A 13,477-nucleotide genomic window follows, 5' to 3' on the forward strand; every position below is an offset into this window, starting at 1 on the left:
TAACACTTAAGAAAAAAACCGCCAAACTGGCGGTTAAAAGGTCTACACAATACTGTAAAAGTTATAACTACATAGTTACTTTAATAGTTCGAGCACATCAAAACAGGCACCCATTGTATGGTAATCAGTTTTACCTATTGGGCTTTTCATCGTGTCTATTTTTTTATTGTCAGCGGTTAAAATTCTAAACCAGGCTCCGTATTTATGATCAACTAAATGCTGCCACGAATACTGCCAAATTTTGTCATACCATTGCTGATATTTTTCATCCCCTGTTGCTTGATAAAGATACGCGGCACAACACAGAGTTTCGGCTTGCACCCAAAAGTATTTATCGTCATCGCAAATAGTTTTATCAGGGGCAAAGCCGTAGCAAATACCGCCGTGTTTTTTATCCCACGCTACATTTATTGAGTTATCAAATAAGGCTTGAGCGCGTTCAATAAGCCATTTTTGTGGCTTATGCTTATTTAAAAACATAAGCAGTTTTGACCACTCTGTTTGATGTCCAGGTTGAAAGCCCCACGGACGAAATAAATTTTTAGGATCGTCTTTGTTGTACTCTAAATCGACCTGCCAATTTATATCGTAATGCTCCCAAATTAGCCCACCCATTAAATTAGCTTGGCGATTAACCATGTTGTCGGCAAGTGTGAGCGCACGGTTTAAAAATATTTCGTCTTTTGTGGCTTCATAGGCGGCAATAAGTGCTTCGCAGGTGTGCATGTTGGCGTTTTGGCCGCGGTATGAATCACATGTTGTGAAGTCACTGTTATGCTGATCTTTATATAACCCTGCTTTTGCATCCCAAAAATGTGTTTCCATTGTTTGAAATGTATCGTTTAGGTATTCGCGCGCCTCAGTAACACCTGCGCGATATGCCCAGCTGTACGCTAAAATAACAAATGCAAAGCCATAGCAATGATTGGTGTTATCAAGCACGGTGGCTTGACCGTTTTCAACTTTTAATAACCAGTTGTAGCCGCCTGTTTGCTCTATAAGGTGATGCTTACGAATAAACTCAATCCCCGACTTAACACGATTAAGATACTTTTCGTCATTAAAGGTTTGATACGCGCGTGCATAGTTAAATACAAAACGAGTAGAGCTTACTAAGTGGCGAGTGTGTTTATCAAATACCTCACCGTTATCAGAAAAGTTTTGGTAAAAACCACCGTGTTCGTCGTCAATATTTGGCTCATAAAATGCTAGTGTGTCGCTAATGTGCTGCGTTAAAAATTCACGGCTTTTAAAGTTATCAGGTGTGCTTTTCATCGTTCGCTCCTAAAATCGTATAGAGACTTTTGGTTAGGTAGGGAGTTAAATGCCCCTTTGTAAGATGCGGCATGGGCACCACATAGCGAAGCAAATTCAAAAATAGTATTTAGCTTTGCATTATTTTCACAAAGGGTACTAAAGCTCGCTGGTGTTAATGCGTGTAAACCAAGCTGGTATAGTAAACCACCAACAAACGCATCTCCTGCAGCAGTGGCATCAACCATAGTAACCTTTTTAGGGTGAAGCGTTTGCTTGGCATTTTTTGTATACCAATGCATAGGGTTGCATGCATCGGTAACTACAAATAGCTCGCAACCGTTATTAAGTGTTTGTGCAATAAACTCATCGCTCGATTGCTCACCCGCTAAGTATTCAAGCTCTTCTTTTGAGGCTTTAATAATTGAGCAGTCTTTTAATAACGGTAAAATATACTCGCGAGGGTTGGCATCGCTTGGCCATAAATTGAGGCGCAAGTTAATATCAAAGCTCACAATTGAGTTATTTTTTTTTGCAAATTTAACACCGTAAGCGGTGGTGTTTCTGATGTTTTTGTCGGTTAATGTGTTTGAGCAAATATGAAAAATATCGCATTGCTCAAACCATTCGCGACTAAAGTCATCGTTACTAAAGTGCAAATCGGCGGTGTTATCACGGTAAAACTCAAACGTGCGATCGCCATCGTTATCGAGTGATACAAACGCGAGAGCTGTTTTTGCTTGGTTGGTAAAACGCATAAAGTCGGTTTTTACACCTTGCTCTTTTAATGCATTATGTAAAAAGTCGCCAAAGCTATCAGTGCTTAGCATTCCTGCAAAGTAGGCATTACCGCCTAGCTTTGCAATGGCAACGCTTACGTTTGCAGGCGCACCGCCTGCAAACTTGGTAAACGCTTCGTGTTCGTTGCTGTTTTGGCTTAATTTATTTGAAAGTAAATCAACCAGTACTTCACCAAAGCATATTGTGTGTTTCATGATCTTGCCTTAGTTGTTAGTCAAGTAGCCAATGTAATGCTATTGCAGCTGTCCACGAGAAATCTTTACCACCACAGCCTGCACCTGTTTCTGGGTTAAAATATTCGTAGTAGCCTGACTTAACAACTAGGTTGCGCGTATCATCTTGAATTTTTTCGGCGGTTGTTACAAAGCCGGCTTCTTTAAGGCCTATGGCTATCATCCAGTTGATGTGTAGCCAAATAGGGCCGCGCCAGTAGCGTTGTGGCTCGTATTTTTCTTCTTTAGGGTGAGTAGATGCCACACTAAATTGGCTCGATTCAATAAAATCTTCGGTGGCTGTATTAATTATTTTAGTTTGCTCATCGCTTGTTAAACCTGCATATACAGTTAATAGCGCGGCTGATGTTTTAACTTTAGCCAAGCTGTTAGTTAAAACATCTCTGCAATAAAAGTACTGGCTTTGTTCACACCATAAAGTATTTATGGCTTGCTCTGTTATTTGTAAACGCTGTGCTAAGTAATCAGTGCGAGCATCGATTAAGCCAAGTTGTTCACCCATTTTGAGTAAATCTTTGGTTGCACGATGCAAAATAGCAATAATACCTAGGTCATTCATTTTGTACGGACAGGTTTCGTAAATTACTTTGCTGTCAAAGTTGTTACGTTTGAAAAAGTCTACAAGGTATAAAAAGCGGTCGTACTCACTTTTATGTGGACGCTGAGAAGAATCTACATGACTTGTATCACGGCGCGTATATTCCCAATCTACACATGGCACAGCATGAAGAGCGTCATCCCACGATGGGCTGTTATCCATGCCCGATTCCCACGGGTGGTAGGTTACTACTAAGCCTGTTTTTTCAGGATCTCGGTCGTTGTACCACCATAAATGATAATCAACTACTTGTGAAAATAACGCTTTAACTTTTTGTTCTGCAAGTGCTTTATCTTTAGCGCTGGCAAGCATTTCTTTCATTACGGTGGCGACTACTGGCGGCTGTGAAATAGACGTACTTTTAATTTTTTTATCCGAACCCCATACGTCAGGACCAGGAAAATAAGTATCAGAATCTTTATGAAACAAGATGTGCGGCACCATGCCATCATCCCATTGGCCTGAAAATAACACATCAATTTCTTGCCATGCGCGGCTTTCGTCTGATTTCATCCAGCCTAGTGCTGTAATGGCTGAATCCCAGTTCCACTGAAACGGGTATAAGCCATGTGTTGGTACTGTATAGCCACCTAAGTCATTTGCTATAAGTGTTTTAGTAGCAAGGTCTGCAAGCGATGAAGCCGTTGCTGAGTCAATTTTACCGCTGTTTATAGTAGTCATATTGGGTGCTCTTTGTGTGTTATTTCCGATTTGGATAATATTAAAGCACTCATTATGGGTTGTAAATGTTTTTTTTCTGTGCTTAAATCCTGTTCGAAGTAACAAAAAACTAACATGTTTACTTGATTATTTCGGCTTTGCTTAGCCACACTCTAAGTAAATACACACAAACAACTAGCACAATTGGAGAATACCCGTGAATAAAACAACGATCGCCTCTATTGTATCTTTATGCCTCGCACAGGGCGCTTATGCAGCAGAAGAAGCTGCACCAGATACAGCAAAAAAAGCTAACAACGTTGAGCGTATTATCGTCTCTGGTACCAGTAAAGGGCGTGTTATTTCAGACACTCCACAATCAGTAACATCTATTAGTGAAGACGAGCTGGTAAAGCTGTCTTCAAGTAGCCAAGCGGATGTGCTTCGCTATATTCCGGGTATTAAAGTAGAAGGCGGTGGCGGTGAAGTCGCTACTAACCTACAAGTAAGAGGATTACCTTCATCGGGTCAGTTTCAATTTACGCCGCTGTCTTATGATGGTTCACCTACACTGAGTGTTTTTGGTTTAAACTCATCGGCGTTTGATGTGTATTACCGTAATGATTTGGGTATTGAGCGCGTAGAGTTTGTGCGTGGTGGTGTATCTAATTTATTTGGCCAAGGTTCTGTGGCCGGCATTATTAACTATATTTCTAAAACGGGCAGTGATGATCCGCAAAGTACCGTACAAATGGAGCTTTCTGACCAAGGGCGTACTCGCTTAGATTTTGCAACGAGCGGTCCGCTTAACGAAGATGGCTTATATTATGCGCTTTCTGGCTTTTACCGTTACGACGAGGGCCCTTTAGATACAGGCCTTGAGACTAAAGGTACACAGTTGCGTGGTAATATTCGTAAAGAATTTGATGATGGCTCTGGCTCGTTTACTGTTTACGGACAGTACATTGACGACCAAGCTCAGTTTTACTTACCTATTCCACTTGATGGCGACAGCCGCGAGCGCTTAATTGGTAATGATGGTCGTGAAGTCGAATCACTGCAAACGGCGCAAGTATCTAACTTAACGTACGATACAGCAAATGGTCGTTATGAATCGCCAATCAGCGATGGTGTAGTTACTAAAGGTGGTTCTATTTCAGTGGTGTTTGAAAAAGAACTCGCTAACGATTTTGCCATTAATATGCGCAGTAAATACGCTAAATACCAACACGAATTTAATTTATTTTTAGACGGCGACGGTATTATTAATGTACCTGAAAGCCAAGACGACTTTTTAGCTAACAGAGGGCTAGGTGATGCAAGCGGTGCTGAGTTTTCTTATGTTAATTCAGGTGTCGCACTTGCAAGTGATGACTTACTATTTGCTAACCGTATTTTAGACCGCGACCGCCCAGCTGAAGATTTTTCTGCAGAATTTAATATCATCAAAAGTATTTTTGTAGGTGATTTTAGCCATGATATTACAGTCGGTACATTTTTCTCGCACAGTGAAGCCGACGACGATAACGTTATTACAACTTACTTAGGTGAGTTTAATAACAACCCTCGCTTAATCGACTTAACGTATACCGATGTTAATGGCGATGAGGTTCAGTACACTCAAAATGGTATTAGTGGCCCAGGCATTTCTTATACTAACCAAACCATTAGCGCTACCCGCAGAGCATTGTACGTAGCGGATCAAATGGAAAGTGACGATTGGATTTTTGACTTTGGTGTTCGCTACGAAGAAATTGAAGGAAAAATTAGTCGCGAAGGCAGCCAAGTAGTTCAGATTTCTGATGATCCAACGCTTGCACCTAACTTACAAGTTAACACTACGGGCAGTGGTGTAATGACTTACGGCGAAGTCGACACGTCTGAATTTGCTGTATCAGGGGCGGCGTTATATCGCTTAACTGATAATTTAAATGTATATGCCAATGCATCTCGCGGGTTTTTCTTCCCAGAAATTAGAGGTATTCAGTTTAATGATTTAGGCGAGCCTGCCAGCTATGAAGCCGAAATTGTTGAGCAAGGCGAGCTAGGTGTTAAGTTTTTTGATAACGACTTTAGCGGCAGCATTGCGTTATTTAGAACTGACTTAAAAGACAGACGCAGCGTAGACTTTGTAAATGATGGTAATGGGGGCGTATTAGAGCTGCCAGTTATGCAATCAACTAAAGCAACGGGTGTTGAGCTTACCGGTCGTTACGATATTACCGATGAGTGGGCTGTTGATGCCAATATGACCTATACCGATCACGAATTTACTGAATTTGACTCAGACCCTTCTATTATTGGTAACGAATTACGTCGTAAACCAAAAATATTATTTAACTCATCTATTAGCTACACCGCAGATAACTGGGATGCATCGATTTACCATAACTTTACCGGTAAAAACTATGCTAACGACTCAAACTCGGTAGAACTTGATTCATTCCACTTATTTAGATTTGATGCAGGCTATAACTGGCAAGTTGCACCAGAGCAAACAGTACGCTTAAGCGTTGGGGTATTTAACCTGTTTGATTCTGACGGTGTTACTGAAGGTTCACCTCGTCTAGGTAATAGCCAAACGGCAGATAACCCATACTTTGTCGGTCGCCCAATTCTCCCACGACGCGTTACTTTAAGAGTTAAATACGACTTTTAAATAAATGCTTTATGCCTATTAACTCACTTTGGGGTTAATAGGTTTTTTGCATTGTGATGCATTTTTCAGCTAAGTTAGCTACAGGTTTATCTTTTTGACTAGGCTCGTTTATTAAAAAGATAAGGGCAGGTAGCCATTTGGTATTTTATTTTTGAAAAGGCGCAGTGTTTTCATATTGTGAATACGCGAATTAATTATGAATATATTAGATTTTTCAATAGTTGCTCTTTATCTTGGTGCCTTATTGGTAATGGGATTTATGCTACGCGAACAAACCAATAAAAATGATTACTTTTTAGGGGGTAAAAGCTTAGGTTGGAAACCTTTGGCTTTGTCGGTAATGGCCACTCAGCTTTCGGCTATTAGCTTTATTTCAGCTCCTGCATTTGTTGGTTTGCGTGAAGGTGGAGGTATGCAATGGCTCTCGTATGAGCTGGGTGTTCCGCTGGCGATGATTTTAATTTTAGCGACTATTTTGCCCAAGCTTTATAAAAGCGGCATTGTCAGTATTTACGACTATCTAGAAATGCGCTTTGGGCGCTCAACCCGTGTACTTATTAGTGTGGTTTTTCAATTTAGCCGTGCGTTTGCGACCGGCATTATGATTTACGCGGTATCGCTTATTTTACAAGGCACCATGGGAATAGAAGCATGGCAAGCTATTGTACTAACGGGCGTTATAACCGTTTTATATTCACTGCAAGGCGGGATGAAAGCCGTAGTGTACGGTGATGCGATTCAAATGATCATCATTGTATTGGGTACTATTGCTTGTATTGGGTTTGGACTATATCACTTGGGTGGGGTTGATACCTTTATTGCCAATGTTGATTCGAGCCGATTAGAAGCGATTAAGTTTGATTCATTTGGTTTTAGTGGAGATGGCTTTGGCTTTTTACCGATGATTTTTGGTGGTGTGGTACTTTACGCTTCTTACTATGGGTGTGACCAAACGCAAGCGCAACGTGCGCTCAGTGCAAAAGATCCTAAAAACCTACGCTACATGATTTTAGCAAATGGTGTAGTGCGCTTTCCAATTACTATTTTATATTGCGTGTCGGGTTTAATTGTTGGCACTCTGGCAATGAGTAACCCTGAATTTTTAGCAAAAATTCCAGCAGATAACCCTGATTGGATGATGCCTATATTTATTTTAGATTACCTACCGCATGGCTTAATTGGTTTATTGGTTGTCGCTATTTTGTCGGCAGCGATGTCGTCACTTAGCTCTGCAATTAATTCACTTTCGGCGGTAAGTATTGAAGATTACAGCCGTATATCTAATAAAGAGCTAGACCAACCATCTTACTTAAAGTTAGCTAAATACTTAGGTTTAGCATGGGGCGCAATTACCTTAGTACTATCACTTTTTGCCGGTGACATAGCGCCGACCATTATTGAAGCTATTAACAAAGTCGGCTCGTTATTTTATGGCCCAATACTGGCAGTATTTTTAGTTGCTGTACTAAGTAAACGCAGTGCTGCATTGCATGCCAATATTGGCTTAATTAGTGGTGTATTAATTAACTTGTTGGTGTCGGTATTTACGCCTGATATTTTCTGGTTTTGGTGGAATTTTATCGGTTTTGTAAGCGCTGCTGTGATTATTTATGTTACGAGTCGTTTAATTCCAAGAGAGGTAAACGAAGTAACAAAAGTACAAAATGCCGAGACAGTGTCAAACTCAATTTTAACTGGCAAAGATATCGTTATGCTACTTAGCATGTTTATTGTGATGATATTAATTTGTTTAGCTATTCCTTCAATTTTTTCGTGAGCTGTGACTAATGGATTCTAAAAAGTCGTTTTTAATTGATTTATTTACCACTGCGGTAAATGCCTGTAAACCGAGTGCTTGCATGAGTAAGTATTTAGAAAATATAGATGCAAGCAAAGGTTTATGTGTAGTGGGGGCGGGTAAAGCCGCCGCTGAAATGGCCGCCGAAGTTAATCGCTTTTATGGTGATAAATGTTTTGGCGCAGTGGTAACGCGTTATGGCTACGAAAGTAGCGGCGATACTGGGCGAATTAAAGTGCTTAGTGCAAACCACCCAACACCAGACGATAACAGCTTAGCTGCTGGCAAAGAGTTATTGGAGCTTGTAAGAAATAATCCAGCTGATATTCCTATTTTGTTTATTATTTCGGGGGGCGGTTCGTCGTTGATGTGCCTACCAGTTGATGATGTGCCTTTTTCACAAAAGCAAAAGCTTAATCAGTTTTTACTTAGAAGTGGTGCAAGCGTTGATGAAATAAATGTAGTGCGTAAGCAGTTGTCACTTGTTAAAGGCGGTAAGTTAGCGCAGGCCGCTAAGTCGGATTACGTTACGCTCATTATTTCAGATGTAGTAGGGGACAAACCAAGTGATATAGCATCAGGCCCTACCATTAGCGATGGCAGTACTAAAGCCGATGCACTGGCTGTTTTACAAAAGTACAATTGGCCGGTAATTGCAGAGGTTGAAGCGCATTTATTAAAACCAGAGCAAGAACGAGTTGCTGATACCGTGGGTGAGTACTTTATTGTTGCAAATGCACAGCATGCTATTGATAGCGCTATAAGTGTTGCACAACATCAAGGTTGGGAAACCCAGGTACTAGGGTATGATATTCAAGGCGAGGCTAAAGAAGTTGCAAAGCAACATGCGGCTATCGCTCTTGAGCAAAAAGCCCAAGGCAAGCGCGTTATGTTGTTCTCAGGTGGCGAGCTTACAGTAACCGTTGCTGATGTTTATGGCGATGGCGGGCCCAATCAAGAATACTTAATGGCGTTGGCTGAGGCACTTAATGGCGAAGCGGGTATTTACGCACTTGCTTGTGATACAGATGGTGTAGATGGTAGTAAAGATGTAGCGGGTGCTTACATAAATAGCACAACGGTTATACGGGCACAAAGCGCAGGAGAGAGCCTTCAAGCGCAATTAGAAGGACATAATAGCCATCAGTTTTTTAAAGCAATTGATGATTTAATTATTACTGGGCCAACTAACACAAATGTGAACGATTTTAGAGTGATAGTGATTGAGTAGGCGCAGTTTGCCCACTTGTTCTTTATAATGGTTTCACGTAATCTTGTGCTCCAATTTTGTTAGGGTTAATACCTATGTTTTCGTTAAACAACAGTAACTTATTACGCTCTGGTTTTGAGCTTGGAAAAGGCGAAAAGCTATTTCAAGATATTGAGCGCGATATTATAAAAGTGGTGTTTTGGGAAAAGTGCGTAACTCAAAGTCATATTGTGAGCGCAACTCGTATTCCACAGCAAACTGTGTCGCGTTTACTTAAGTCGTTAACCCAGCACGGTGTAATTGTACAAAGCGATACGCTTATTCCTAATAAAAAAGGTAAGCCGGGGTTTGGCATTGCCCTTAACCCCGATTACGGATTTACCTTTGGCTTAGCTATTTTACTTGATGCTATTTCGCTTGCTGTAATGGATTTTACGGGAAAGGTGGTTTACACCCATATGCAGCTAATGTCGGATATGAGCATTAATAATGTGCTTAAATGTGCACAAAAGCTGGTGGAAGAAATAAGCGCTGAGCGTGACATTCCAAGTGAAAAAGTACTGGGAATGGGCGTGGGTATCTCTGGCTTTTTTAGCTCAATGGATGGGAAAATGAATACCCACCATATGCTAGAAGAGTGGTCGCAGGTTGATATTATCGATATTGTGTCGCAGCATTTTCAGCTCCCAACTTGGGTTGTTAACGATGCTACAGGCGCAGCCGCAGGTGAAGGTGTTGCTGGTATTGGTCGTGAATATAAAAACTTTGTTTATATGTTTGTGTCGGCCGCATTTGGTGGTGGTATTGTAAATAATGGCGACGTACTGCGCGGTACATACGGAAACGCAGGTGAGCTTGGCGACATGCTACCGCCTAAATTATATGCCCACCCTAATCTTGAATTACTAAAACGTATTTTGAAAAAAAATGGCGTAGCGGTTACTTCTATTTACGACCTGCATGACAACTTTGACCCCGATTGGCCTGGCGTTGAAGAGTGGCTGTTTAAAGTTCAAGACTCATTTGATTTAGTGGCAACCTGTTGCTCTGCATTATTAGATGCTGAAGCGATTATTATTGGTGGCCATATTCCAAAAGAGTTGGCTGAAAAAGTTATTGCACGAACTGAGGTTTATGCACAATTTAGACGTGGCGCTAAACGCCCTATGCCAAAGCTGGTGGTTTCTAATATTGATAATTTTCCGGTATCAATTGGCGCAGCCACATTGCCATTTAGAGAATTGTGTTTGTAGCTTAATACCAATCCGCAATAATACTTAATCATTTTGCGGGGCTAAACGTGTCGCTACCTGCGTTAAAAAATTCTCATTTAGAACAACTAAATATCGAATTTTTTGCCTAGCTATCAACACGTTTTTCCAGCCTCAAAATAGCTTATTTAATTAAGCGAATTGGTATAAGAAATACAAATTTAAAAACAAAAAAGCCGATATTGTTTTATGCAATATCGGCTTTTGTGTGTGGGTTATTTACTCTTCAACGAATGCCTCGCCTTGTGTCATCCACTTTGCAGCTGGTTTGCCTTTTAAGTAATGATCAAAGTACTGCATCATACGTACTGAAAAATCGACCTGATTAGGAAACTTTTTCAAGTGGTGTGGTTCACCTTCGTATTGTAAAAATGTAGCATCTTTTCCTGCACGGCGCAGAGCTAAGTAGTACTGCACGCTCTCATGCCAAGGCACTGCATCGTCTTTGTCGCCAGACATTATTAAGATAGGCGTATTAACTTTGTCTGCAAAAAATACTGGTGAGTTTTCTATATAAAGTTCTGGTGCTTCAAATAAGTTTTTGCCAATACGGCTTTGTCCTGTTTCGTATTGAAATTGACGAGCAAGGCCCGATTTTAAACGTATGCCACTGTAAGCACTGGTCATGTTTGATACTGGCGCGCCAGATACAACCGCTTTAAACATATCTGTTTGGGTTATCATAAACGCACTTTGATAACCCGCCCAAGAGTGACCTTGTAAGCCTATTTTATCTGGGTCGGCTATGCCTAAATCTATTAATTTTTGGGTAGCGTTTATCATGGTTTGCGTTGACGATTTACCAGGGTGACCTATTTCAAAGCGAATATCAGGTAAAAATACCGCATAACCGTTTGAGGTAAACATAGGAAAATTAGGGCGGTGGTTTAATTCCATTTTTGGAAAATCAAACATACGCTGGCTCATGTAACGGTAAAAATACACAACCACAGGTACTTTATCGCCTTTTTTATATCCCGCTGGTTTTATTAGGACGCCTTGTAAATCTTCGCCGTCAAAGCCTTTATAGCTTATTAGTTCTGGCTTTTCGCCCCAGGCAAAATTACTAATTTGTGGGTTTAGCGTGGTTACTTGTTTTGGTGCGCTAAAGCTAAAATCAGTTTGGTAGTAATCAGGAAATTGGCTATAAGTTTGCGAGGTGAACAAGTACTTGTCAGCCTTTTTGGCTTTTTTAACCATATCAAAGCGTTTATTACCGCTAAGCACCTTAGTTATTGTGTTAGTGGTTAAGTCGAGCTTTGCAACTTCGCTTTGTTTAGTTTGTAAGTTAATAGCAGAGACAAGTAATGTATCGCCTTTTTTAAAGCCCACTTGGGTTTTATCAAGCTTAATAACACGGTACTGCGTATTGCTTTGCTTACCATTAGTTAGGCGTTTAGCTTGCTGCGTTTTTACGTCAAATGCCCAAATATCGTATTTACTATAAGCAAGCACTTGGCTGCTATCGGTCATCCAACCAGCAAAACCATAACCAGGTTGAGTAGATGGGTAGTCGTGTTTATCATCAGCAAAGGTTGCCTGAATCGCTTTTGTAAGCGGTGTTACTTTATTATTTTTTAAATCTTTTAACTGTATTTGGCTATCGCTAAAATAAGCCGCAAACTCACCATTAGGTGCAAGGCTTGGCCTAAACGGGTAGCTACTAATAATGGGAGTTTGTTTACCGGTGTTTATATTTACTGCAAAGTAATCAGCAAAAAAACCGCCGTACATTATTTTTTCTAGGTAGGGGATGCTAGATGAGCCAATTAAAGACACATCTCGCTGAGGGTTTAGTGCAACCTCAGGCATGTTTGGTGTACTAAGTTGCGCAACTTTTTGCGAGTTAACGTGATACACCGCACTGTAATGACGATTTTTATTAACTTCGTTCCATTGCTGCTCTTCACGTGGTTTTATTTGCGCATCGTTGTTGTGCCATACATCTAAACCTTTATGTTCACGTATGGTATCAAAGTCGTACAATGAGGCTTCGTCGGTATATTCTTTGGCTTTTACTTTAGCTGCTAATTTTGGATGGTTTTCAAAATATAAGCGCTCGCCATTTTCTGACCATTTAAGGGTGGCTGTTTTCCCTAAAACCCAGGTTTTATTAGGTGAATCTATAGTTGAGAGCTTCTCGTTTTTATATAGCTGTAAAGTGTAGCTTCGACGGCGGGTGTCATCATTTACATAGTTACCCAATGTAAACGCTGCAATATTGTCAGTTGGGTGCCACGCTATTTTATTTGCGATTACGCCCGGTTCATCAATTAATACGCTGCTATTAAAGTCACTGAGCTCAATTAACGCTATTTGGTTGTTATTACCATCGCTGTAACTTTGACTCACTAATAGCTGGCTGTTAGCTGAGTTAATAGCGTAGCTAAATACGTTTTCTATTGTATGGGAGCGTTTATCAGATAAATTTACGATAACAAGCGCATAGCTCTTATCTTTTTTATCGGGCGTGATAGCGTTGTCTTCTTCGTTTTTAGTGCTATCGGTTTTATCTTCTACTTTTGCGTCATCGTCTTTTTTATTTAAACGATAAGCAAGCCACATACCGTCATCAGATAACGTGTAATCTTTTACATCAGCAAAGCTTTGTTGGGCACCTGATTGTGTGTTTACGAGTACCAGATTGTTTTTAAGTGTGTCTTTTTTTTTGGTTGTTTCTTTTTCAAGTAAGGTAGGTACTTGTGTAAAAGCGACCCAGTTAGCGGCTTTATTAATATGAGGCTTAGTGCCTCGCTCTACTTCTGCGATGAGTGTATTGCTTTGTAGTGAATAAACTTGGCCCGTTGCATTACCACGATACGGCGTTGCACTAAAAGTGAGTACTTGACCATTGTCAGATAGTTGCGTGCTTTTAGCTGATTTAAAACTAAAAACGTCTTTAAATTGTAGCGATTCTTTGGCGTGTATGCCGGTGCTAGTTAAGCTGGCAACGAGTGCCGTGCTTAATAAGGTGAGTTTTGTTTTCATTATTG

General features: G+C 40.6%; 8 protein-coding genes. 4 read left to right on the top strand and 4 right to left on the bottom strand.

All coding sequences use genetic code 11. From position 1 onward, the window contains the following. Nucleotides 1–75 precede the first annotated feature (75 nt). From QL995_RS10055 to QL995_RS10065, 3 genes are read right to left on the bottom strand one after another with little or no spacing between them, the layout of a single operon-like run. Nucleotides 76–1,275, bottom strand: coding sequence for an AGE family epimerase/isomerase (locus QL995_RS10055; RefSeq protein ID WP_290294094.1), 1,200 nt, complete (start codon nt 1,273–1,275; stop codon nt 76–78). Continuing rightward, nucleotides 1,272–2,249 (bottom strand): carbohydrate kinase, encoded by a 978-nt coding sequence (locus QL995_RS10060; RefSeq protein WP_290294095.1) that lies wholly within the window; start codon nt 2,247–2,249, stop codon nt 1,272–1,274. The genes QL995_RS10055 and QL995_RS10060 overlap by 4 nt, the downstream gene beginning before the upstream one ends. A gap of 16 nt (nt 2,250–2,265) precedes the next feature. Then, complete coding sequence (locus tag QL995_RS10065; RefSeq protein ID WP_007586071.1) at nt 2,266–3,567, bottom strand: trehalase family glycosidase; 1,302 nt, start codon at nt 3,565–3,567, stop codon at nt 2,266–2,268. Between the two features lie 196 nt (nt 3,568–3,763). Here QL995_RS10065 and QL995_RS10070 point away from each other — a divergent pair, with 196 nt between their 5' ends. The 4 genes from QL995_RS10070 to QL995_RS10085 all read left to right on the top strand — a co-directional run bounded on the left by QL995_RS10070 (nt 3,764) and on the right by QL995_RS10085 (nt 10,466). Next, nucleotides 3,764–6,205, top strand: a complete 2,442-nt coding sequence (locus tag QL995_RS10070) for a TonB-dependent receptor (RefSeq protein WP_010553327.1) — start codon at nt 3,764–3,766, stop codon at nt 6,203–6,205. Between the two features lie 196 nt (nt 6,206–6,401). Beyond that, a complete protein-coding gene (locus tag QL995_RS10075; protein WP_290294096.1) occupies nt 6,402–7,982 on the top strand; it encodes a sodium:solute symporter in 1,581 nt (526 codons plus the stop codon). A gap of 10 nt (nt 7,983–7,992) precedes the next feature. Then, entirely contained in the window at nt 7,993–9,234 is a 1,242-nt protein-coding gene (locus QL995_RS10080) for a DUF4147 domain-containing protein (protein ID WP_290294098.1), read from the top strand. Nucleotides 9,235–9,308: 74 nt separating this feature from the next. After that, the gene (locus QL995_RS10085) at nt 9,309–10,466 is read left to right on the top strand and encodes an ROK family transcriptional regulator (protein ID WP_007586058.1); all 1,158 of its coding nucleotides are present in this window, start codon (nt 9,309–9,311) and stop codon (nt 10,464–10,466) included. A 237-nt stretch (nt 10,467–10,703) separates the two neighbouring features. Here QL995_RS10085 and QL995_RS10090 read toward each other — a convergent pair whose 3' ends face one another. Then, the gene (locus QL995_RS10090) at nt 10,704–13,472 is read right to left on the bottom strand and encodes a prolyl oligopeptidase family serine peptidase (protein WP_290294099.1); all 2,769 of its coding nucleotides are present in this window, start codon (nt 13,470–13,472) and stop codon (nt 10,704–10,706) included. Nucleotides 13,473–13,477: the final 5 nt, after the last annotated feature.

This window comes from Pseudoalteromonas sp. APC 3358, assembly GCF_030408075.1.
Taxonomy (GTDB): Bacteria; Pseudomonadota; Gammaproteobacteria; order Enterobacterales; family Alteromonadaceae; genus Pseudoalteromonas; species Pseudoalteromonas arctica.